This is a genomic window from Phycisphaerae bacterium (genome assembly GCA_041652575.1).
Taxonomy (GTDB): domain Bacteria; phylum Planctomycetota; class Phycisphaerae; order Sedimentisphaerales; family UBA12454; genus UBA12454.
In genome coordinates this window covers 1-22,737 of record JBAZHC010000001.1, presented here as the reverse complement: position 1 = coordinate 22,737, position 22,737 = coordinate 1, and the positions used below count along the sequence as shown (strand labels likewise).

19 protein-coding genes are annotated in these 22,737 nt (G+C 44.6%); 7 read left to right on the top strand and 12 right to left on the bottom strand.

Going from position 1 to position 22,737, the window contains the following annotated elements:
* The first annotated feature begins 133 nt into the window (after positions 1 to 133).
* The 4 genes from WC496_00095 to hisD all read left to right on the top strand — a co-directional run bounded on the left by WC496_00095 (position 134) and on the right by hisD (position 5,557).
* Positions 134 to 2,098 (top strand): aconitate hydratase, encoded by a 1,965-nt coding sequence (locus tag WC496_00095; GenBank protein MFA5291414.1) that lies wholly within the window; start codon positions 134 to 136, stop codon positions 2,096 to 2,098.
* Positions 2,099 to 2,867: 769 nt separating this feature from the next.
* Positions 2,868 to 3,395: an LOG family protein gene (locus tag WC496_00090; protein MFA5291413.1), complete on the top strand. Its 528-nt coding sequence runs from the start codon at positions 2,868 to 2,870 to the stop codon at positions 3,393 to 3,395.
* Positions 3,392 to 4,195: a hypothetical protein gene (locus WC496_00085; GenBank protein ID MFA5291412.1), complete on the top strand. Its 804-nt coding sequence runs from the start codon at positions 3,392 to 3,394 to the stop codon at positions 4,193 to 4,195. Before WC496_00090 ends, WC496_00085 begins: the two co-directional genes overlap by 4 nt.
* Before the next feature lie 45 nt (positions 4,196 to 4,240).
* On the top strand, positions 4,241 to 5,557 hold the full coding sequence (hisD, locus tag WC496_00080) for a histidinol dehydrogenase (GenBank protein ID MFA5291411.1): 1,317 nt from the start codon (positions 4,241 to 4,243) through the stop codon (positions 5,555 to 5,557).
* Positions 5,558 to 5,598: 41 nt separating this feature from the next.
* Here the strand turns inward: hisD and alaS are convergent, their stop codons facing one another.
* From alaS to gltX, 7 genes are all read right to left on the bottom strand, one after another.
* Positions 5,599 to 8,280: an alanine--tRNA ligase gene (gene alaS, locus WC496_00075; protein ID MFA5291410.1), complete on the bottom strand. Its 2,682-nt coding sequence runs from the start codon at positions 8,278 to 8,280 to the stop codon at positions 5,599 to 5,601.
* A 4-nt stretch (positions 8,281 to 8,284) separates the two neighbouring features.
* The gene (locus WC496_00070) at positions 8,285 to 8,572 is read right to left on the bottom strand and encodes a hypothetical protein (GenBank protein MFA5291409.1); all 288 of its coding nucleotides are present in this window, start codon (positions 8,570 to 8,572) and stop codon (positions 8,285 to 8,287) included.
* Positions 8,573 to 8,587: 15 nt separating this feature from the next.
* On the bottom strand, positions 8,588 to 9,634 hold the full coding sequence (recA, locus tag WC496_00065) for a recombinase RecA (protein MFA5291408.1): 1,047 nt from the start codon (positions 9,632 to 9,634) through the stop codon (positions 8,588 to 8,590).
* A 36-nt stretch (positions 9,635 to 9,670) separates the two neighbouring features.
* Positions 9,671 to 10,231, bottom strand: a complete 561-nt coding sequence (gene thpR / locus WC496_00060) for an RNA 2',3'-cyclic phosphodiesterase (GenBank protein ID MFA5291407.1) — start codon at positions 10,229 to 10,231, stop codon at positions 9,671 to 9,673.
* Between the two features lie 176 nt (positions 10,232 to 10,407).
* Positions 10,408 to 11,313, bottom strand: coding sequence for a PfkB family carbohydrate kinase (locus WC496_00055; GenBank protein ID MFA5291406.1), 906 nt, complete (start codon positions 11,311 to 11,313; stop codon positions 10,408 to 10,410).
* Between the two features lie 125 nt (positions 11,314 to 11,438).
* Positions 11,439 to 12,281 carry a Bro-N domain-containing protein gene (locus WC496_00050; GenBank protein ID MFA5291405.1) on the bottom strand — a complete coding sequence of 281 codons (843 nt, stop codon included), beginning with the start codon at positions 12,279 to 12,281 and terminating at the stop codon, positions 11,439 to 11,441.
* A gap of 39 nt (positions 12,282 to 12,320) precedes the next feature.
* Complete coding sequence (gene gltX, locus WC496_00045) at positions 12,321 to 13,943, bottom strand: glutamate--tRNA ligase (GenBank protein ID MFA5291404.1); 1,623 nt, start codon at positions 13,941 to 13,943, stop codon at positions 12,321 to 12,323.
* A gap of 641 nt (positions 13,944 to 14,584) precedes the next feature.
* Between gltX and WC496_00040 the strand changes: the two genes are divergently transcribed.
* Positions 14,585 to 15,634 carry a type II secretion system protein gene (locus WC496_00040; GenBank protein MFA5291403.1) on the top strand — a complete coding sequence of 350 codons (1,050 nt, stop codon included), beginning with the start codon at positions 14,585 to 14,587 and terminating at the stop codon, positions 15,632 to 15,634.
* 154 nt (positions 15,635 to 15,788) lie between these two features.
* Here the strand turns inward: WC496_00040 and WC496_00035 are convergent, their stop codons facing one another.
* Entirely contained in the window at positions 15,789 to 17,063 is a 1,275-nt protein-coding gene (locus WC496_00035; protein ID MFA5291402.1) for an AAA family ATPase, read from the bottom strand.
* 327 nt (positions 17,064 to 17,390) lie between these two features.
* Here WC496_00035 and WC496_00030 point away from each other — a divergent pair, with 327 nt between their 5' ends.
* Positions 17,391 to 18,965 carry a right-handed parallel beta-helix repeat-containing protein gene (locus WC496_00030; GenBank protein ID MFA5291401.1) on the top strand — a complete coding sequence of 525 codons (1,575 nt, stop codon included), beginning with the start codon at positions 17,391 to 17,393 and terminating at the stop codon, positions 18,963 to 18,965.
* Between the two features lie 105 nt (positions 18,966 to 19,070).
* Complete coding sequence (locus tag WC496_00025) at positions 19,071 to 19,553, top strand: type II secretion system protein (protein MFA5291400.1); 483 nt, start codon at positions 19,071 to 19,073, stop codon at positions 19,551 to 19,553.
* A 45-nt stretch (positions 19,554 to 19,598) separates the two neighbouring features.
* Here WC496_00025 and WC496_00020 read toward each other — a convergent pair whose 3' ends face one another.
* The 4 genes from WC496_00020 to WC496_00005 all read right to left on the bottom strand — a co-directional run bounded on the left by WC496_00020 (position 19,599) and on the right by WC496_00005 (position 22,541).
* Positions 19,599 to 20,096 carry a hypothetical protein gene (locus WC496_00020; GenBank protein ID MFA5291399.1) on the bottom strand — a complete coding sequence of 166 codons (498 nt, stop codon included), beginning with the start codon at positions 20,094 to 20,096 and terminating at the stop codon, positions 19,599 to 19,601.
* Between the two features lie 190 nt (positions 20,097 to 20,286).
* A complete protein-coding gene (locus WC496_00015; GenBank protein ID MFA5291398.1) occupies positions 20,287 to 20,838 on the bottom strand; it encodes a hypothetical protein in 552 nt (183 codons plus the stop codon).
* Between the two features lie 112 nt (positions 20,839 to 20,950).
* Entirely contained in the window at positions 20,951 to 21,475 is a 525-nt protein-coding gene (locus WC496_00010; GenBank protein ID MFA5291397.1) for a PEP-CTERM sorting domain-containing protein, read from the bottom strand.
* A gap of 694 nt (positions 21,476 to 22,169) precedes the next feature.
* Positions 22,170 to 22,541 (bottom strand): GxxExxY protein, encoded by a 372-nt coding sequence (locus WC496_00005; protein ID MFA5291396.1) that lies wholly within the window; start codon positions 22,539 to 22,541, stop codon positions 22,170 to 22,172.
* Positions 22,542 to 22,737 lie beyond the last annotated feature (196 nt).

Sequence of the window (22,737 nt, the reverse complement as noted above, 5' to 3'; positions counted from 1 at the left end):
CACGGTTAAAAAGGGCAAAATATCGGGATATCTAACCTCTTTAAACTTCGATATTCTGTCCTTATCCTGTTGAAAATCAAACGGTTTGCGATTAAAATTGCATCTTAAATTGTCCAAAAAACGGGAGTTCCAATTGGCAAAAACACTTACTTATAAAATCATCGAAAATCACCTCGTTGACGGTACGCTTGAAAAAAACGGTCCTATCGGCATTAAAATCGACCAGACACTTACGCAGGACGCTACCGGAACAACGGCATTTCTACTGTTCGAATCAATGGGCGTAGAACGCGTAAAGGCTGACACTGCCGTAAGTTATATCGACCATAATATGAGCCAATTCGGGCCTGAAAACCATAACGATCATATATATTTACAGAGCGTGGCAGCGAAAAAAGGCGTATATTTTTCCCGGCCGGGAAATGGAATTTGCCATCAGGTAAATCTCGAACGATTCGGCAAACCCGGCGCAACCCTTCTTGGCAGCGACTCACACACGCCAACCGGCGGCGGAATCGGAATGCTCGCTATCGGAGCGGGCGGACTCGATGTGGCAGTCGCTATGGGAGGCGGAGCATTCTATCTGACTTGTCCGAAAGTAATCGGAGTAAAACTTCTCGGAGCACTTTCGCCATGGGTAGCAAGCAAAGATATAATATTAAAACTGCTCAGTATCCTGACCACAAAAGGAAACGTAGGATGCGTAGTTGAATATTTCGGGCCGGGTGTCGCGACACTGACCGTTCCGCAAAGAGCAACCGTAACAAATATGGGCGCCGAACTCGGCGTAACAACGAGTGTATTTCCAGCCGATGAACAAACGAAAAAATTCCTCGCCGCTCAAAAAAGAGAAAAAGATTATAAGCCTCTGGCCGCTGACGAAGGCTGTCAGTATGACCGTGTAATCGAAATAGATTTATCGAAACTCGAGCCAATGGCTGCGTGTTCACCTTCGCCGGATAATATCAAGACGATAAGAACGCTGGCTGGAACAAAAGTCAACCAGGTCATTATCGGGAGCTGTACAAATTCGAGCTTTACAGATTTGATGATGGTTGCGAAAACGCTCAAAGGCAAAACAATTCATCCGGCAGTAGAGTTCGCAATCGCGCCGGGAAGCAAGCAGGTAATGGGTATGCTGGCGGCAAACGGAGCGATGAGCGATATTATCGCGGCAGGCGCGAGAATACTCGAATCTGGATGCGGGCCTTGTATCGGGCAGGGATTTTCGCCGGCGGACGGGACCGTTTCAGTTCGAACATTCAATAGAAACTTCGCAGGCAGAACGGGAACCAAAAACGATAACGTATTTCTGACAAGTCCGGAAGTCGCTGTGCTTGCTGCGCTGAAAGGCGAAATAGTCGAGCCGAGTCAAAGCGGAGTCGAATATCCGAAAATCGAGATGCCGTTCGAGTTCACGGTCGATGATAATATGATTCAAAAACCGCTTGCGCCTGCCGAGGCTAAAAAAGCGGAAGTAATACGAGGCGCGACAATCGTTGTTCCGGAAGCGGCTAAAAAACTGCCAGATAATCTCAGCGGCAAAGTTCTGCTCAAATGCGGCGATAAAATCACCACCGACCATATTATGCCGGCGGGAGCATTTTTGAAATACCGCTCGAACGTGCCGGAATATTCCAAGTATGTCTTCAACTGTTTTAACGAACAGGGCAAACCAACGTTTGCGCAGCGGGGACTTGAGCTAAAGAAAAAGGGAATCGGCGGAATAGTAGTCGCGGCCGAAAGCTACGGGCAGGGTTCATCACGCGAGCACGCAGCGCTTTGCCCGATGTACCTGGGCGTTAAAATGATAATCGCAAAGAGTATCGAGAGAATTCATAAGGCCAATTTGATTAACTTCGCGGTTCTGCCTGCCGAATTCGAGAACCCGGCGGACTACGAAAAAATCAGCGCAGACGATGAGCTTGAAATAAATAATCTTAATGACACGATAAAGTCGTCCGATTCGGTTCTCGTCAAAGACAAAACGGCAGGGTTTGAGTTCAAATGTAAACTGAATCTTTCGGCAAGAGACAGAGAAATTTTGCTGGCGGGAGGATTGCTGAACTATACGAAAGATTTAAGATTGAAAATTTAAGATTTAAGATTTGATAAGCCACCGAGAAAGGAACTATTTGTTTTAGCCACCCACCTTCGCTAACCCTACGCCGCACTGCATGCTATGCAGGGCAGGAGCTACGGATGGGCAGGCAGAGAACACCTGCCTTCGCTAAAAGCTACGGCAAGGCAGGCAGAGGACACAGAGAGATAATTATAATTTAAAATTAAGAACATCCCCCAAAGGGGTCTTCGACAACATTGAACATCGAACTTTGAACGTTCAAAAAGTTAAAAACTAAAAGTGAATAGTGAAAAGTGGAGAAAAATCAAATGACGTGGATTCCCGCCCCCGCCTGCGTGAGGGTGACATTCCTTCGCAGGAATGACACAGGAAACAGGAATCACAAGAATAAACAGATTTCTCCACTGCGCTCCGCTCCGGTCGAAATGACATCGCGAGGGAAATTCCAAATAAAATTCACCACGAAATACACTCCCGTAAGGGACACTGTGCGGAAGAACACGAAGATTTTGCATAGAAGAGATTGCTTCGTCCGCCAAAGGCGAGACTCGCAATGACAGAACCCCGCCTCAAGCGGCGGGGGCTAAATAAATTAATAACCCGCCGAATAAATCGGCGGGCTTTCGGATTATAAAAATCGTTTGATTACCCCTCATTTACATTCGGGGCTCGGTTGCGTTGTGGATGATTTGAGCGAGATAAAAGCGAATAAACGGTTTGAGTTCGATATTGGGATATGTTAAAATAACCCCGCACCTATTCAAGCAGGTGCGGGACAAAAACAATGACTGAAAAAATCATAACAATATTCGGGACGAGTAAGGCCAAAGAAGGCGATGAGGTTTTTAGTCTCGCATACGAATTCGGCAAACTTTGCGCACAGGCCGGTTTGACAATCGCCAACGGCGGATACGGCGGAACAATGCTGGCGGCGGCAAAAGGTGCAAAATCGGCCGGCGGAAAAACAATCGGAGTAACATGCTCAGCATTCGGCAGAAAAGGGCCGAACGAATTCATAACGAAAAATATAATTACCGAAAACCTGACGCAAAGAGTGGCCAAATTAGTCGAAATAGGCGATGCTTACGCGGTTTTGCCGGGGGGAACGGGGACGCTTCTTGAACTGGCGGAAATATGGGAACTGGTAAACAAAGGCTTTGTAAAACCGGCGAAACCTATTATACTTATTAACGATTTCTGGAGGCCATTGGTGGAACTAATGGCAAAGGAAGACGCCGGCAGCGGCAAATACCTGATGCAGGCCGGCGGAGCAGAAAACGCAGTAAAGATGTTAAAGGAATGCCTGAAATGAAAAAGCTCATTACAATTCGGCCTTTTAAAAATTCGGTTATAAACCGCTCCATTACTGTCGCGGCTCTGTTTTTTTTAATTTTCGAGGTATGTATAGCGCAGAATCCTGCGCAAAAACCACTGCCGGTGCGGGACGGTTTCGTCCTCGATGGAGTCGACGGCAAAATAACATCGGAAAACAGCCGATGGTTCTTCACGGTTTTCGAGCCGTTGACGGACGGCAAAGGCGCGCTGAATACACAGACTGCCATCGCAATCCTGCCTTCGAGTATGCTTGAAAAACTCGCGAGCATCGTCTCGGCAAAAAACGCATCGTTCCGTATCTGGGGCAAGCTTACAAGTTACGGAACTGAAAATTTTGTTTATCTGTCGTATTTCCTGCCGATAACGGAGGCCAACGAACCGCCGCAGGCCAAAGATAATTCCGATTCGAACGAAGCCAAGATTATACCTGACGATGTACTTTTGCTTTTGAAGCCAAAGAGGGTCATAAGTCTGGCTGAGCTAAAAAAACCAATCGGCACCGAGTCGGACGGGATATTGTCCGACAGGACAGGTTTCGTGCGCAGGACGAAAGACGGCGTTTATTTCGGATTCGACGGGATGGGCAGGAATATAGATTCGCTGCAGCTTCCGCTGCTGGAATGCGAAGAACTTGACAGTATGGAAAATCAGCAGAAAGCGTCCGCCAGGCCCGTGCGGTTCAATATTTCCGCTATCGTTACAAGGTATCAGGGCAAACGGTACCTGCTCCTGCAGCGAGCGACAAGGGTTTATAGTTGCGGCAATTTTACGAGATAAACGTTAATCACCACGAAGAAAAGAAGGAACACGAAGAAATAAAAAATGGGAAAAGAATTACAGAAAATATTACTGTCATATACGGATAAAAATTTTGTGCAAAAACTTTCAGATTTGCGCACAAAAGTATGCGAAAAGGCAACGTTCAATCCACGCAGCGATGAAGGGAAAAAAGCCGCTGAGATTATTGATAAGGTAAGAGTTGACGGCGATAAAGCGGTCGCAAATTATACCCGTCAGTTCGATAACGTTAAACTTTCGCCACGGCAATTCAGAATACCGGCACAGGAATTAAAAAGAGCCCATCAGCAAATCGACAAAAAACTTCTTTCGTCAATCAAGAAAGCGATTGCAAACGTAAAAAAATATCAGAAGAAAATTTTCATCGGTGCGGGGAAAAATATTTCCGGCCCTGCCGGTATAAGATACACGACAATAAAGCGAGTCGGTATCTGTGTGCCCGGCGCATCGGCCCCGCTGCCATCGACAGTAATAATGACAGCAGTTCCCGCTCAGGTCGCAGGAGTAAAGGAAATCGCTGTTGTTTCGCCGCCTCGATATAACGGCAGCATTCATCCGGTCACTTTGGCGGTATGCTTCGAATTGGGTATAAATGAAGTATATCGCATTGGAGGCGTTCAGGCCGTTGCCGCTCTTGCAGGCGGTACTGATATTATAAAACCAGTTGAGATGATTGTCGGACCCGGAAATCAATGGGTTCAAACCGCAAAAAGACTTGTCTATGGTCAGGTAAAAATCGATTCGCTTGCCGGGCCGAGCGAGGTATTGATAATCGCAGACGATAGTGCCAAGGCCGCTTATATCGCAGCGGATATGCTGAGCCAGGCTGAGCATGCACCGGGAAGCGCGATGCTCTTTACGCCTTCGAAAAAACTGGGGCAAAAAGTTGTCGGCGAACTTGAAAAGCAATTGGCTAATCTGCCGCGATGTAAACAGACAATACAATGCCTGACGCAATACAGCGCGGTTGTAACATTCAAAAATATTGGGCAGTGCATCGAATGGACTAATAAATTCGCAACGGAACATCTGGAAATTCAGTGCGGGAAAAACAGCAGGCATGTTGCTTCGAAAATTGAAAACGCAGGGGCAATATTTATCGGCGAACATTCGCCTGTTGCTGTCGGAGATTATTTCGCAGGGCCAAGTCATACGCTGCCGACAGGCGGATGCGCAAGATTTTCAAGTGCGCTTACGAGTAATGATTTTATAAAATCTACAAGCATAATTGAATACAGCAAAGGTATGCTTACCAAAAGCGCTGATGATATTATTCGTCTGGCTGAGGCTGAAGGACTTGATGCGCACGCGAAAAGCGTAAAAGTGAGAATCGAGAAATAACGAACCCCGTCAAGGTGTTGACGGGGCTAACCGAGCAAATATCATTTTCTTAATTTTGCCTCGATGAGTTCTGAGGCTTTGTCGAGTGCATCTTTTAATTTTGAGGGGTCTTTTCCGCCGGCCTGAGCCATTTGCGGTCTGCCGCCGCCGGCGCCCGCGACTATCGGCGAAATCTGTTTTACAATATCTCCGGCGCTTAATCCTTTTTTAATAAGGTCGTCGGTAACAGCGGCAAGAAGCGTAACCTTATCGCCATCCGCCATGCCGAAGACAATGACAGCGGAACCGGCTTTTTTCTTTATCATATCCATCGCAACGCGAACATCGTCCACAGCGGCGGATTCGATAACATTTATAACAACAGCGCTTTCGCCAATTTTGGCGGCTTCGTCGAGCAACTGCTTTGCCTTATCGAGAAAATTTGTCCCGCCCTGCGACGGAGCCGACTTCAACTGTTTGGCAAGTTTCTTGTTTTCATCCATCAATTTATTTACGCGTACCGGCAAATCTTCAGCTTTTACTTTAAGTATAAGGCAAAGCTGTTCTGTAATTTCACTTTGGGCCGCGAGGTAATCCAGCAGTGCGCTGCCGGTGAGAGCGGTTATTCTTCTTACTCCGGCTGAAACGCTTTCTTCTTTTATTATTTTAATTCCGGCGATTTTGCCGGTGTTGTCAACGTGGGTTCCGCCGCAGAATTCCCTGCTGAACGCCTGCGAGATATTTTTTTCGTCAGGTGCTCCAATGGCGATGACTCTTACGGTGTCGCCGTATTTTTCATTGAACAGCGCCATCGCGCCGAGCTTTTTGGCCTGCGCTATCGGCAAAACGGTGCAGGCTACAGGAAGATTCTGGCGGATTTTCTCATTTACAAGCTGCTGAACTTTTTTAAGTTCTTCATCCGTCAGCGCCTTTGGTGCGGTAAAATCAAATCTCAAATATTCCGGGCAAACCAGACTGCCCTGCTGTGCAACGTTTCTGCCGAGAGTCTGCTGCAATGCCCACTGCAATAAATGGGTGGCAGTATGATTCCGCCTGCTCTGCTGTCTGGACTCATCCACAATCGCGTCAGCTTCATCGCCGATTTTCATCGAGCCTTTTATCAGTTTTCCTTTATGTATAACACAGTCCGCGATTTTTTCAGTCGTCTCGACCGCGAATTCGCCTGACTCTGTTTTGATAATTCCCTTATCGCCGATTTGTCCGCCGGACTCGGCGTAAAAACAAGTCTTCTCGAGTATGACCGCGGCGTCTGCGCCCTCGATGAGGGTTCCGCTGTTTTTATAGCCGGCCTGGTCGATGAAACCCGTAATCAGAGTTCGTATTTTATCTTCGTTATATTTTGCCGAATCGTCCGTAACGGGCAATTTTGTATCCGCAACAATCGAGATGAAACTGCTGGTCTTCTGCGAGGCTCTTGCACGCTGTCTCTGCTGGTCCATAAGTTTTTCGAAGCCCGCGGTGTCAACGGAAAGATTCTTCTCTCTTGCCATAAGCTGGGTCAAATCGAGCGGGAAACCGAATGTGTCATAAAGCTGGAACGCGTCCTGACCGCTTATAACGCCGTTATCAGCGTTTTCGGCTGCGGCGCCAAATATCTCAAGGCCCCTGTCGAGCGTTCTGCCGAAACTTTCCTCTTCGGATTTTATAACGGTCTTAACGAGTTCGCTTCGCTGTTTTATTTCAGCAAAAGCCTGACTCATCGAACTAATAACTACATCGGCCAGTTTATAAATAAACGGCTCGTGCATATTGAGTGTGCGGCCGAATCTCGAGGCCCGTCTTAAAATTCTGCGAAGAACATATCCCCTGCCGTCATTGCTCGGCATACAGCCGTCGGTTATCGCGAAGACAAGCGTTCGCAAATGGTCGGCGATAACGCGAAACGCGATGTCGGATTTTTTATCCATAGCGGCGGTATATTTTTGATTGCACAATTTACCCGTCGCATCGAGTATCGGCGTAAACAAATCAGTATCGTAATTCGACTGTTTGCCCTGCAGGATGCGCGTTACCCTTTCAAGGCCCATACCTGTATCGACGTGCCTTGCGGGCAGCGGAGTTAATTTTCCGCTGCTGTCGCGGTTATACTGAATGAAAACAAGATTCCAGATTTCAATTACGTTCGAATTATCTTTGTTTATAAACGCGGCGCCGGACATGTCAGGCGTGCCATCGTAATGTATCTCGCTGCATGGGCCGCAGGGGCCGGTATCGCCCATTTCCCAGAAATTATCTTTCTTATTGCCTTTATGAATTCTTTCGTCAGGCAAAAATCGGAGCCATAAATCTCTCGCTTCGTCATCGGCGGAAAGATTATCGTGCGGGTCGCCCTGAAAATAAGTGGCGTGCAAACGCTGCGGGTCTATTTTCCAGACCTTCGTCAAAAGCTCCCAGGCCCATTCGATTGCCTCGGCTTTAAAATAATCGCCGAAAGACCAGTTGCCGAGCATTTCAAAAAAGGTGTGATGATACGTATCGGTGCCGACATCTTCGAGGTCATTATGTTTTCCGCCTGCACGGATACATTTCTGGCTGTTGGCTGCGCGTTTATATCCGCGGGCGCCTGTGCCGAGAAAAACATCCTTGAACTGATTCATACCGGCATTTGTAAACAGCAGTGTATCATCGCCGATGGGCACAACCGGCCAGCTCTGTACAAAAGTATGCCTCTTTTCAATAAAGAAATCGATAAAGGATTTTCTGATTTGCGATGCTGTTAACAAATTTTCAGACCTTATCATCTAAATTTGAGTTATTTTTATTAATGGTTATGCCGTTTTCAAACTTTTTTGCAATTCTTTCGACAGCACGAACAAAGCGATACATCATAATCAACATGAAAGCAAAAAGTGCTATATACAAAACAATCAAGAGACACGGCAATGCAATCTGTCCTGCTTTATAAAATGCATCGTGTCTTTTTGGAGAACACTTAAACGGTTGATCCGGCTGAATAGTATAACATTCTGTGTTACTTTTAGGCATTTCAACACTCTTAATCGTATTGCCGTCCATTTTTTAATTCCTCAATTATTCTGATTTTTCTTTCACTCCGACTGCCGTCAGAATCTTGTCGGTGATTTCCTTAGTAAGTTTTTTGTCTTCGATAAGAAGTTTCTTGGCATTTTCTCTGCCCTGGCCTAATTTCAGCTCACCGTAGAGTATCCAGGCACCGCTTTTCGTAAGAACGCCGCAATTGCAGCCCAGGTCTATAATGTCGCCTTCATAACTTATGCCGCTGTCGAACATAATATCGAATTCCGCTTCCCGGAAAGGCGGGGCAATTTTATTTTTAACGACTCTGGCCCTGACTCGACTGCCAATCGCATTAGTCGCGTCCTTAATGGTTGAAATTCTTCTGATGTCCAATCTGACAGAGCTGTAAAATTTCAATGCGTTGCCGCCGGTCGTCGTTTCAGGATTGCCGAACATAACGCCGATTTTCATTCTTATCTGGTTAATAAAAATCAGGCTTGTCTTGCTCTTGCTTATAACGCCGGTGAGTTTTCTCATCGCCTGACTCATCAGTCTTGCCTGGAGTCCCATGTGCGATTGTCCCATTTCACCTGCCAGTTCGGCGGCTGGAATGAGAGCCGCGACAGAGTCAATTACAATAACGTCAACTGCATTGGACTTTATCAGCATCTCTGCAATATCCAGAGCCTGTTCGCCAGTATCGGGCTGGCTGACCAGAAGACCGCTGACGTCCACGCCAAGTCTTTTGGCCCAGGTGGTATCGAGGGCATGTTCTGCATCAATAAAAGCCGCAACTCCACCGGCTTTTTGAGCGTTGGCGATAACGTGCAGAGCAAGTGTGGTCTTTCCGCTGGATTCAGGGCCGAAAAACTCGACTACCCTGCCGCGAGGTATTCCACATCCGCCCAGAGCTATATCAAGCGAAATGGAACCGGTTTGAATGCCTTCAATCCTGGCATACCGGCTCTCGTCCATCTGCATAATCGAGCCGCTGCCGTACTGCTTTTCTATCTGTGCAATCGCCCTTTCAAGAGCGCTGTCTTTTGTCGATTGTTTCTCATTTTTTTCTTCCGCCTTCTTCGATTTAGCAGCTTTAGCCATATTTTTCCCTTCCCTTCGGTCGAAATGACAATTTTTTTACATAAAGTTAATTTTCCTCAACAGCGTATATACAGGACCGTCAGATGTCAACTGACTTTTATAAAAGCATACCGCATCAACTTTTATAGTACCTGCATTGACCGGGCCGAAATTGTCGGCAAGCTCGGCTGTCTGTTTACCGGAACGGTCGTCCCTTATTCTGGCAAGTGTAAGATGCGGACTAAAAGGCCTTTGCTCTTTTTCAAAATCAAGTTCCTCGAAAGTCTCTTCGATATCCTGCACAAGTTTTTCAAGCTCGGTATTCTGTTTTTTCCCGCCCAGCCAGAGTACTTTTGCTGGTCTGCCGAAAGTGCCGACCGTGGAAAATTCAAGCTCGAAACTTTTATGTGCCGCACAAACCAGTTCAATCGCCTGGCCGATTTCTTCGGCTCTGCCGTCTTCAACCTCGCCTAAAAATTTCAGTGTAAGGTGGATAAGTTCCGGTCTGACCCATTTTATCCCGGCCTGATTTTTCAGCCGTTTCCTGAACTGGCTCTGGAGTTTTTCAATCTCCCCGCGAAGTCTATCATCAATATCTATCGCAATGAAACATCTCATAAAATTGAACGTTTAAGATTGAAGAATTGACTAATATCGGTATAGTTATCGGTATCGGTAACGTCGCGTTAGCTGGTGTCGGTTTTGGTAACGTTACCCACACCCAAACCAAAACACGAGACGTTACCATTACCTATACCTAAAACAAAAACATCTATCTACAATCTTTAGTCCTTTTAAAATTCCATAATTTCTTTTAATTCGTTAAGTCTTTTATCAATCGCGCTTTTGCTGATTGACGCGATTGACGACAATGAAAAACCTTCGATTACAATCGATGCCGTAACCGTACCATAAGCTATCGCCTTGCGGAGAGATTTGGCGTCTGTTCTGTCGGCCGAGGCAAGATATCCCATCAGTGCTCCCGCAAAGGCATCGCCTGCGCCTGTCGGGTCCTTAAGATGGATAGTCGGATACGCTCCTATCACAGACCAGTGGCCGTCGCTGTCCAGTGCAATTGAGCCGTTGGAGCCTTTCTTGATTATCACAGCTTTGGGGCCCATCTTTATCAGCTCCTGCGCGGCGACAGCGAGATTATCGCATTTGGTAAGCATCTTTGCTTCGCCTTCGTTTAGTACGAGGACGTTTATTCTCTGCAGTAATTTTTTTAACTCTTCCGCCTGGCTGTCTATCCAGCAGTTCATGGTATCTGCGACAATAAATTTAGGCTGTTTTAACTGGTCGAGAAGCTGTATCTGCAATGACGGATGAGTATTGGCGAGAAAAACGTATTCGCTGTCCCTGAAATTTTCCGGCACAATCGGCTGGCGTTCGGACAGGACATTCAGTTCCATCGCATCGGTTATCGCCTGGCTCATATCGCCCTGATACGAACCTTTCCATCTGAACGTTTTGCTGCCGCTGCGGACTTCGAGGCCGGAAAGGTCGACATCCCTGCCGGAAAAAACCTTGGCCAAATCGAACGGACAATCCGCTCCGACAACGCCGACAAAACGTACCGGCGAGAAGAAACTGGCCGCCATCGCGAAATAGACGGCTGAACCGCCGATACAATTTTCACTTTTGCCCTGCGGCGTTATTACGGTATCAATTCCTATCGAACCTGTTACAAGCAAACTCATTTAAAAATCCTTTAAAATTAACCCTTCCGCCTTAAATGTTTCTTTTTTTATATACTGTTTGTATAAATAAAGTAACGAATATAACCATCCAACACCTTCATATATCTATTCAAAGATTAAGTTTATTATTTGTTATCCTTAAATCTCTTATTTTGTGGTTTTTGGAGATAATTTCCCTTGCTAATCACCTTGCGACGGGTTTCCTGCTCGAGTTTTTTTCTCGCTATACCAGCAACATTTCCTCCTCGCCGCGCGACGCTTTTATTTTCATCAAAACCATCGGGAGCTTCAACCCTTGTAATCTGTGTTGTTGAAGCCTCTCCAAGCATTGAAAAAATAAGTTCCAAATCAGTCATATGGTCACGCAAGTTTTCTCGTTTTAATCCTTTAAGTTTTTTGTATTGGCCGGGAGTAAGGCCAAAGGCTGCTTTGGATATTTCAGCTGTTAAAATTTCGTATTCTTTCTCAACTTTGACACCATGATTTTTCCATTCATCGGTAAGTTCTTCGCGGATAGCAATACCTCGCATCCGTTTTTCAATCCAGTCGTCACTGTATCCTTTGGCTTTATATAAAGCCCTTGTGCGTTTAGTCGCAATTTCAGGGTCTTCGATTTCCTGTATTCGTTCATAGCCAACTTTAGCCAGCCAAAGCTTAAAAGGCTCCGCCTTAGGCGATGGAATTGACTGAATTATACGAAAAATGCCTTCAGTATTGGCACAATTTAATTTTTGTATGCCCCCGGCTGTTTGCACGGAAAGGGGGGTGGCAATCTGCCCCCACCCTTTGGCAAGCTCAATATCTCTTCTGCGCATATCTTTAATATACCCATTTGGCTGGGCTGAATCCGTCAGAGCGGTGATGACATCCATAATGACAAACCACCACTCGTTATTATGAATGGTTTTTCTGATTTCTTTCTTCCTAAAAACAGCTATTTTTGTTGTGGGGATTAACTCATCTGTCATATTGATACTCTTAATGCCATATTCTAAAAAGTTTATGTTTTATTTAAACTTATTTATAGTATTATCAATTCTATTTAATGTTTTATCCAGACCAAGCATATCGATAGATTCGAATATCGGCAATGAAATAGTTGTGCCGCAAATCGCGACCCGCAGGGGCTGAGCCACCCTGCCCAGGCCGATTTGTTTCTGCTCGGCAAGACCCCGAAGCAGATTTTCAACCGACTCCTGGGTTATCTTATCAAGAGCTTTAAGCCTGCCTTTCAGTTCCGCAAGCATAGCGATGCCTTCGCCATTGTTTTTAAGCAGAACTTTTTCCACGTCTTTTTGGTCATATTCTATTTTGTCGTCTTCGGTAAACAAAAACCTGCTCTTATGGTCGATTTCGGCAAGTGTTCTTGCTCCATGTGCGGCCTTCAGCGCTCTTTTAAGCAGAGCATCATCGGCATTTGCGGCCGGCGAATTTACCGCCCTGAGAAAATCCTTATACCTGCTGAGAAGTTCTTCCACAGAAAGCAGTTTTATATGTTCCATATTAAACGCGAGAAGCTTCTTGCGGTCGAAGAGACTATTTGTCTTATTAAACCTCGACGGGTCAAAGGTGTCTATAATTTCCTGTAATGTAAGAATTTCCTTTTCGACAGGCGCACTATAACCCAAAAGAGCTATAAAATTAACGAGCGTCTGCGGCAGATAACCGCTTTTGAAGAAATCGACAATATTAATTTCCGGCAGTTCCACATTTAGGAATTCTGCCATCGCGTCAATTGCAGGGGTATCGGGCATATTGTCGCCGGACAGGAAATCATCGAGTTCAGCTTTGCTTATCCCGCCGACGGAAGCGAGTTTTTCTTTGTCCAGGGGTTCCGTCTTTTTTATCACGGCTTTGAGAACCTTGGCCCTGTCGCGTTTTGACATTTTGCCGCCGCCTTCGCTGACTGTGATTGCCAGATGCGCGTAAGCAGGCGTTTTAAATCCGAGCGCCTTTTGCAGCGCTATATGACCGGGCGTATTCATCAGATGTTCCTGACCCCTGATAACGTGAGTAACGCCCATCAACTCATCATCGACAACGCAGGCAAAATGATATGTAGGAAATCCATCGCTTTTGAGGATTATAAAATCGCTGAGTTCTTTACCGTTAAATTTCACCTGTCCGCGAACCACATCCTCGACAACGACTTCCTCGTCCGGCATACAGAAGCGGACTACTACATCCCTGCCCTGTGCTTTTGCCTGTTCAACTTCGGCGGTATCAGGAAATGTTATCGGACGGGAGTAAATAAAGTTCTGTTTTTTCTCGGCGGCTTCTTTTCGCATTTGTTCGAGTTCACCGGCGGTATCGAAACAGTAATACGCCTTACCCACAGTTAAAAGCTGCTGTATATATTTATTATAAATGTCGAGTCTTTGCGACTGGAAATACGGCTCGGCCGGCCCGCCAACTTCGGGGCCCTGGTCCCATTGTATCCCCAGCCACCGCAAATCGCTCATTACCTGTTTTGCCGCTGTGGGGCTGTTTCTGCTCTGGTCGGTATCCTCAATTCGGAGAATAAATTTTCCACCAGTATTTTTCGCCCATATAAGGTCAAAAAGGGCTATACGCGCCCCGCCAATGTGAAGATAACCCGTCGGAGATGGTGCAAACCTCGTAACTGCCATTTAACGCCTTTCATAACAACAAACTATTTCGCTAAATTTAAGTACCATAAATAGTAATGTCAAGGACATAAACCATATCTCCTGCATTCTGGGCCCAAATGAGTCCGATAACGACCCTTCGAAAACAGCTCAAATCGGCACTTTGGGCGAATAAGACATATGGCATCTTCTTAGCTCTTTTTCCTCTTCGTTTTTGTTTACTTATCCTTTCCTTTTTACTTAGTTCAATTTTTTTGTTGACACGGTCTTGATACTATGTTATTTTATACTCGTATTAGATAAGAGCCAAAAGCTGGGCCATAATAATAATTGAATAAGTTGATTATATTTTAAAAGCTATCATATCTTACCAGCCCCTCTTTTTGGCACCTTTAATTATAAGTTTTAAAGTTGGTTTTCATTTTTTTCGATGTAATTTAAGATGCGCACCCTGATGATTTAGCGGTTTTTCGCTGTTTTTTGAAAAAAACATAAAAAGTGCTGCTTTTTGGCCTAAATTTGTTTACTGACAGAGAGATTTGCCAAGAAACCGACCAAAGACCGAATAGTGCAGATTAGTTTGCTCTTATAGAATTAAAAATGTTGCCGAAGACAGCACTTGATGTAAATCTCTCGGCCGGAAATTTGAAAGGAAAACCATTATGGAAAGGCAAAAAATGAAAAAGAAAGGCTTTACACTGGTTGAGTTACTGGTGGTTATCGCCATCATAGCAATGTTGTTGGCCATCCTTATGCCTGCTTTGGGTAAGGTCAGACAGCTTGCTCAACGTATTATGTGCGGCACAAACCTGGCAGGCGTCGGAAAGGCTATGCTTACCTACAGCACCGATGATAAGTATGAATCATTCCCAGTCGCCGGAAGCCCAGGCGCTTACTGGAACAGAGGCACCGGCGGAATTGAAGGCATAAATTCATGGGACTGGAGAAACCCGAATGCATTCCCAGAAACAATTACTATTAAATTTACCACTTTGAGTGCCAATCTTTACCTGCTTGTAAAATATGCTGATGTTTCCCCAGACCAGTATGTTTGCCCGGGTTCGGACCAGAAAAAGTTCGAACTTTCCAAATATTCAATCCCCACCGCTTATGCAACCAATAGCTTCACAGATGTATGGGATTTTGGTTCAAGGGACACGCAAAAAACAACCGGTTCCAGAGCTAAAGGACATAACAGCTATTCCTATCAGCTTCCTATGCCAATAGCCTCCACCGGCACCGGTTCCGGTATTGCATATCCTATAACAACTACTTCGAACCCAGCCAGGGCAATCATGGCCGACAGAAATCCTTACTGGCAAACTCCAGATTCTGCCACTGCTTCCCCTGCACGTCTGTATGTTTGGGATAGCGTGGGCAATAAGCTGAAACCGGATTCAATCGCAGCCGGCAATAACACCTACCATCAAAAAGATGGTCAGAATGTTCTCTATGCCGACCAGCACGCAAAATTTGAAAAGAGTGCCAACTGCGGCGTCGAATCGGATAATATTTACACTATCTGGGGAAGTACCACTACTGCAGGTTATATAAATCCAACCACTGAAGAGAACCTGAGACAGTGCGGAATTGGAACCACTATGGCCGGCACCACTGCTGTTAACCCAATGCCAATACAAACTAACAATGAGTGGTATCCACGGAGTGCAGACGATAACTATCTGGTCTCTGATATAGACAAAGCTGAATAGTCCTAAGGACTTACAGCAGGAAAAATAAGACTGTAATCAGGCTGCAGTCGCACCGACCTTCCGCCCCTAAAGCGAAAGGTCGGTTTGTTTTTGTGCAATAAAAATCCCGTACCTGGAATTATCCGGTTACGGGATTTTTTATAACTATTTGGTATTATTTTACTTCGAGTATTGAGTTATATTCTCCATAAGGATTTGCCTCGACTTTTTCATTATACGGGTCCTGCTGCCACTGGCCGTCAACAACCATACGATAACGATACTTGCCTGGAGCGAGTTCAAAAGCCAGTTCCCATTTACCGTCTTTTGCAGGTACCAGCGCGGTTTTTTGCGGCTGCCAATTGTTAAAATCGCCGGCAATCTGCACAGTTTTCGCCCGCGGATAAAGCGTAACAAATCTTACAGAACCTTCTAATTGCCGAACGCCATAAAAATCATTCAGCTTGCTGTCTATATTCGATTGTTTACTCTTTGCCTTAAGCTGACTGCCTTTAAGGCCGGCAAGAAGCTCCTGTGCCGATGAGCTTATCGATTCAAGACTATTGTCCAGAGTCTCGATAATCTCCTTTCTCTCTTTTACTTTATCCTTGGCAGGCTGGATTGCCGCCGGGGCCGATTCCTGTTTGCTAATTGCAGTTGCAACCTGTTTTTGTTCAATCAGCGTATCGGTCGCTATAAGTTCCTGAGCAAGGCATTGAAAATCTTTATGCCCTCTGCTGGCAGGGTCGTATTCGCAAATCGGCTGACCAAGACTTGCCGCCTCTTTGAGCCGGGTATTGAAATTAACAACTGTTTTGAACATTCTGCCTGCGAAGTTCTTTCGCAGTTCGGCCAGAATTTCTCTGCCCATTTTCGTGCGGATATCGTACATACTGGCGAGAACCATCACATTTATATGCTGTGAACCCTGTTTGCACAAAATGCTTAAGGTGTCAAGCTGCTTACTCAGGCCGTGCAGTGAAAAATATCCCGTCTCCACCGGCACGATAACATCCGTTGCCGCGCGAAGCGCGTTGAATGTCAAAAGCCCGACCGCCGGAGGACAATCCACGACCGCATAGTCGTAATCCTTTGCAACGGCTGCGAGTACATCTTTTAAACAGTTTTCACGGTCAGGAGTACCGCTGACCTGCTGTTCAAATGCCGCAAGGTCGATACTCGATGGCGCAAGCTCAAAGTTGTCGCTTATCTCCCACAGAATTTCAGTAAGCCTTACAGGTTCGCCGCGTCTTGAGCCAATTAAACAATCGTAAATACTCTGCTCAATCTGTTCTTCCGGCACGGCAAGACCTACAGCGCAATGACCCTGCGAGTCTATGTCAATCAGCAAAGTTTTTTTGCCTTCGGCAGCAAGGGCGCTTGCAAGATTTATAGAAACTGTAGTCTTTCCGCATCCGCCCTTCTGGTTAATCACAGCTATGGTTCTCATAGAATAATCCTTTATTCACTTAAAAATGCGTTTTTAACATTAAAAACGGTACTTTAAGCGCTCGTTAAATTTAGTCCTATATCTAATTTTTCGGCCTTAAGAACCTGAAAACTTTAGGCTTTATCGGACAAAAGATAAAATTTTGCCCTTTTTAATACTGAAAAGACATATTTTTGAAAAATCCTCCTGAACTACCCCATAAAAACATATATTCCTCGTTGTTTATTTTTATCATAACTAACTTGTCAATAAGCACTTACCAGTAACCATTTGCTATTTTGCGTTTTTTTTGCTATTATTCAGATATATAGCTATCAAGGAGAAGATGTGAGGATTTTTTTGATTTGTTTTCTGCTGTTTTTTGCAGATGCATGCGGTGCGGGTGTACTCTATGTTCCCAGCGCGGATTATCCGTCTATCCAAGAGGCAATTAGCTCGTCTATAAATGGCGACACCATAATCGTCGCACCCGGCAGATATTTTGAAAATATTAACTTTCTCGGCAGAGCTATTACCGTCCGTTCGACAGACCCTAATAATCCTGGTATTGTCGCAACTACAATTATTGACGGCAACCGCCCTGCCAATATAAATACCGCCTCTGCGGTAACATTCAAAAGCGGTGAAACATCCGCATCGATCATCGAAGGTTTCACGCTTACCGGAGGGACGGGTTCCTGGCTTCAGGTATATTGGGAATTTAAAGGCAATCTTTGGAACCGATGCGGCGGCGCGGTACTGTGCTCAAACCATTCGAGTCCGACCATTAGAAAAAATATCATAACAAAAAATTTCGCCGGGCAGGGCGGCGGTATCTACTGCTACGACCACAGTAACGCAATAATTACCGATAACACAATTTCAGATAATAACGCAATCATCGACCACGGTTTTGCCGACCCGAATCCGAGCGACCCGAATGTTTACGACCACGGCGACGGCGGCGCCATTGTCGGTTTTCAATATTGCAATCCGATAATTACAAATAACATAATTCAATATAATCACGCAGATTCATACGGGGGCGGAATACACCTGCGTCAATGGTCGAACGGAACAACTGAAAACAATCGTGTTTACAATAATAAATCCGTGCTCGGAGCCGGGATTCACATTACATACACATCTTCGCCCCAAATCATCAGGAATACTATTCAGCATAATATATGCACCGGAGGCGGAGGAGGGATTTATATCTATTACTATTCGGCCCCATTGATTGAATGGAACATCATAACGGAAAACGAGGATTGGTATGCCGGGGGCATAAGCCTATATTGGTCGAGCGAGCCGACAATAAGAAATAATATTATCTGCCAAAATACCGGACGAGGAATTCTTTGTAAAGGTCCGGCAAATGTACTGATTCTAAACAATACGATATCAGATAATTTAAAAAAATATTATGGCGGGGGCATACAATGCGATGCTACCGTAACCGGCCTGATAGCAAATAATATTATTACTTCAAACAGAGGATACGGTATATATTGTTACGGCAGTCTTGTTGTTATTAAATTCAATGATGTGTGGAATAATGAAAGCGGCAGCTATGGCGGTCAAATTTCCGATTTGACCGGCATCAATGGCAATATCAGCCAAAACCCTCTTTTCGCAGGTATCGAGAATTATCATATTCCGCCTCAATCGCCCTGTGTAAACGCAGGAGATTCCAATACCGCAAGCGGCGAATTTGATTTTGATAACGAAGAAAGAACTTTCAATACAAGAATCGATATCGGCGCCGATGAATGTGTTACAAATACCTCCGATTTTAATAATGACGGCATAGTTGATTTCGAAGATTTGTTCGCTTTTACGGAAAACTGGCTTAATGAGGCAGATTTTGCTGATTTCGCTGTCTTTGCCGAAAACTGGCTCTGGACAGGCCGCTGGAGATAGCCACAAAGACACCAAGACACTAAGTAAAAATAATATCTTTAAAAAACTTTGCGTTGTGCCTTTATAGCTATAAACTGCTGCCTTTTTTGTGCCGATAAAGCCTGTATGGACTTTAAACACAGACACGCTGTAGGTGCGTTTACTCTTGTCGAAATCCTGATAGTGGTAGCTATTGTCGGGATTTTGGCGGCAATTGCAATTCCCCTGCTGGCAGACCAGAGCCAAAAGGCCAAGGAAACCGCCGCCAAACAAAACCTGAAGATTCTCAGAGATGCCATCGAACGCTACGCCGCTCAGCACGGCGGTACCCCTCCGGGGTTCCTAAATGGAGATATGTCAAAAACTCCGCTTTCGACTACTTTTACGCAACAATTATGCAGTGCAAGTAATAATCTGGGACCTTATTTATTGGCAATACCCAAAAATCCATTTAATGGCAAAAACACCATAAAAGTAATAGCCTCTACCGCCACACTTTCCGCTTCAGCTACAGGTTCTTTCGGCTGGATATACAAACCATTAACCAAGACAATCAAAATTGATTATCCCGATACTGACTCTGAAAATGTCAGGTATTATGATTATTAAAAAAATCGGTCTTAAGCCGGTTTTTCTGTGTTTCAGATAATTTTACTATTTGCGGCGGTAAAGAAACAGGCCGCCAAATGCCAACAAAGACACAGTAATTGGTTCAGGAATAGCAAGTGAATCCAGCAGGACCGGGCCAGGATTCTCAGAAGAATATATACGATAAAGGGAAAGTGTCGCAAAATTTTTGCCGGGAGCAAAACTAAAAGCGGCCGTCAGCCAATCGCCATCGTAGTATGTGTATGGTATAACAGCCTCTGCCATAACCCATATTTCTCCCTGACCCAGTACTGACCATCCGTCATTTGCTAACGTATCATAAAATTGCGACTCAGACGGAGCGTTTGTTCCGGCAGCAAAGTCGCTTAAGATGCCGCCATCGTCAACCGCCAAAGCAAGATAAATATCCTCCTGGAGAGGGTCCACAACGGAAATTGTGATTAGGTCTTCATTGCTGTTATAAAAAATTGACCAATCTATCGGTGCCTTACAAAGCGGGGCAACACAGAGAACCAGAATTGTTATGAATAATCTCTTCTTCATTTCTCTTCCTCCTAAAAAATGGCCGGCAATTCCTCGACTTTCGCTTATTTAAGACATTAATCCCTCAAAGCTACAATACCATCGGGGAATAACCAATTTTCACGCCCTATTTTACCCAAAGCTCCTGCTTTTTGTCAAGAGCATTCCCGGCTTTATTTTCAAAATTGGAACGCCAAATGGCGATAACGCCCTATTTCCTTACTTTTTTAAATATTACCTGCCCTTTATAATATTCGTTCGGATCTACGGCTAAAGCTATTTTTTTTTGCTTATCCGTACTTGCAAGATAATGCGGTTCCGAGACCCAGTCTGCCGTCCACAACATTCCATTCGGCTCGACAGGCCCGACAAAAACATCCCTGCTTCTGCCTTCAACCGTATTTTTGCCCATCCGTGCCTTAAAATGCTTTATATTAATTTCTACCATCATCTCCTTAGTGTTGGGGTCATATTGGACAAACCATTGTCCCGGCTTATAAACGCCCTGACCGCCTTGTTTCATTGGGACTTTCGTAATTTTATCAGGCGTCATTTCTACTCTGCCGATGGGCACCCTTGCCCTTGTTACATGGCCGTTGGCATCTATAACAATTAGCCAATCTTCCATATCGCCCTGCCAGGTACCGGCGAGAAAAGCCGCAGCCGTTTCATTCACCTTTTTCGCCGCAGGTTTTTTCTGTTCTTCGCCGCAGCCGCCTAAAACCATTAAACAAAAAACCAGATAAAAAACTTTATGTCCCATTGTCTTCAGCTCCAAATAATGGCTTTATTTTACATAATACCATTAAATTTACAAAACAAAAAAAAGGCAGGTTTAAAACCTGCCTTTTTCGATTTTGAAATTATAGTCGGTTCTATTTTTTCTTCCTGAAGAAAAGACCGCCTAAGCCCAACAGAACCATTGTCGCCGGCTCTGGTATCTGGTGGATAACAAGAGTGTCCATTTGATTGAGGTTTTCGTCTGTTAGAGTAATAAATACATCGCCTGGTGCATCACAATGGAACTGTACAGCGCCAAATAAGCCCGGTCCGCCCTGTTCAGTGCCTGGCAGTCCGAAATCACCATTCCAAGCATCCATACCTTCAATAACACCGTAATACGTCCAGCCTGGTACGCCTGACAAAGCCGGAGGAGTAAAAACTACACTTTGACCTGTCCAGCTACCAGGGGCAGGAGCTGTTATAAAAATCATAGTGTTGGCATTCAGTTGAATGTCCTGATAGATACCAATCCAGATAGTATCGCTCGGCATAAGGTCAATAGCGGCGCCTGGGTCTGAAAAGTCTGTGCCGCTTGCGCTTGTCTGCAGTGATATCGCAGCAGATGCCAGATTCGCCAAAGCCAGAATTGCCAATAAAACTAACATTTTCTTCAACATTGTTCGGTCTCCTAAAAAATGGGGGTTAAATAAAAATACTTTTTGCCATACATTACATTGGCACAATTTACATTAAACGATTTACGCGTTTTAAAGCCGAGACGATTCACCACGAAGGGACGAAGAACGCGAAGATAAATTTTTATATAATATCTCTGTGGTCTCTGTGCACTCTGTGGCTAATATACGTGATGAATTTTTTTTTGAAAGAGCTACTGCACTACACTGATCGACACGGACTAAAACACTGACTCACACTGACAATGCTATTCCTGCAAAATTTATCCCCGAGGGAGAGGGAATCCAACTCCTTTTAGTTTCTGCGGAATCAGCGATTAAAAGTTCGTGATTAATTAAAAGATGAAATTGTCAAAAAGCTACTGCTGTGCCACAAAGGCACTAAGACACAAAGAACAAACAATCTAACTGCAATGATCCAAGTGAGTTTCTTCTGTCCCTGTAAGCAATAACTTCTCTCTGCCCCAATTAACTCAGCGTATTATAGCAAATCCCAAGGCGGATTGCAAGAGAAAAATAAAAAAAAATTGCACCACGAAGAATGGAAGAACCACGAAGGATTATATTTGATATTTTTAAAAAAACAATGATATTATAACACTTTAACAAACCAGATAATTATTGCCTACATTAAGTTCGGCAGTATTTTATAATTTTTTCTTCGTGGTGAGCGACATTATAGGACAAATCTTTTTAAACCATCTTTTAATCGACAAGCATTAAAATTCATAAGAAGTCCGATTTTAATGCCTGAAAGCTTCATATAAGTAAGCAGTTGTGCCTCGTGAATTGGCAGAATCTTATCAACACTTTTAAGTTCAACAATAATTTCGTTTTCAACAACCATATCAATCCGATATGCACAATCCAGTTTTACTTTTTTGTATTGTATAGGCAATTCTTGTTGGATATTGTGTTTTATATTGGCACATAAAAGTTCATAGGATAAACATTTTTCATAAGCAGATTCGAGTAATCCAGGTCCCAATTTTTTATGCACCTCAAGAGCACAACCAATTACTTTTTTTGATAATGCATCGAATTCCATGATTACCCTACTGCCACCACAAAGAAAAGAAGCTTCACGAAGATATTATAATACAAATATAATTTTTAGCTAATACGCTTTCCATTTAATTTTCGTGCTTTAACCACGTGGCATTGCAGATTGTTTGGAATTGATTTGATGAGATTTTGTTCCATGCCATCGAAGCAGCATCGAATATCTGCTGGTAATCATCATA

Coding starts and splice junctions, on each gene's coding strand:
- recA (MFA5291408.1), bottom strand. CDS start 9,634: ATGGCTAAAGCTGCTAAATCGAAGAAGGCGGAAGAAAAAAATGAGAAA.
- WC496_00070 (MFA5291409.1), bottom strand. CDS start 8,572: ATGGACGGCAATACGATTAAGAGTGTTGAAATGCCTAAAAGTAACACA.
- WC496_00085 (MFA5291412.1), top strand. CDS start 3,392: ATGAAAAAGCTCATTACAATTCGGCCTTTTAAAAATTCGGTTATAAAC.
- WC496_00040 (MFA5291403.1), top strand. CDS start 14,585: ATGGAAAGGCAAAAAATGAAAAAGAAAGGCTTTACACTGGTTGAGTTA.
- hisD (MFA5291411.1), top strand. CDS start 4,241: ATGGGAAAAGAATTACAGAAAATATTACTGTCATATACGGATAAAAAT.
- WC496_00055 (MFA5291406.1), bottom strand. CDS start 11,313: ATGAGTTTGCTTGTAACAGGTTCGATAGGAATTGATACCGTAATAACG.
- WC496_00050 (MFA5291405.1), bottom strand. CDS start 12,281: ATGACAGATGAGTTAATCCCCACAACAAAAATAGCTGTTTTTAGGAAG.
- WC496_00005 (MFA5291396.1), bottom strand. CDS start 22,541: ATGGAATTCGATGCATTATCAAAAAAAGTAATTGGTTGTGCTCTTGAG.
- WC496_00020 (MFA5291399.1), bottom strand. CDS start 20,096: ATGAAGAAGAGATTATTCATAACAATTCTGGTTCTCTGTGTTGCCCCG.
- WC496_00015 (MFA5291398.1), bottom strand. CDS start 20,838: ATGGGACATAAAGTTTTTTATCTGGTTTTTTGTTTAATGGTTTTAGGC.
- WC496_00025 (MFA5291400.1), top strand. CDS start 19,071: ATGGACTTTAAACACAGACACGCTGTAGGTGCGTTTACTCTTGTCGAA.
- WC496_00035 (MFA5291402.1), bottom strand. CDS start 17,063: ATGAGAACCATAGCTGTGATTAACCAGAAGGGCGGATGCGGAAAGACT.
- gltX (MFA5291404.1), bottom strand. CDS start 13,943: ATGGCAGTTACGAGGTTTGCACCATCTCCGACGGGTTATCTTCACATT.
- thpR (MFA5291407.1), bottom strand. CDS start 10,231: ATGAGATGTTTCATTGCGATAGATATTGATGATAGACTTCGCGGGGAG.
- WC496_00010 (MFA5291397.1), bottom strand. CDS start 21,475: ATGTTGAAGAAAATGTTAGTTTTATTGGCAATTCTGGCTTTGGCGAAT.
- WC496_00090 (MFA5291413.1), top strand. CDS start 2,868: ATGACTGAAAAAATCATAACAATATTCGGGACGAGTAAGGCCAAAGAA.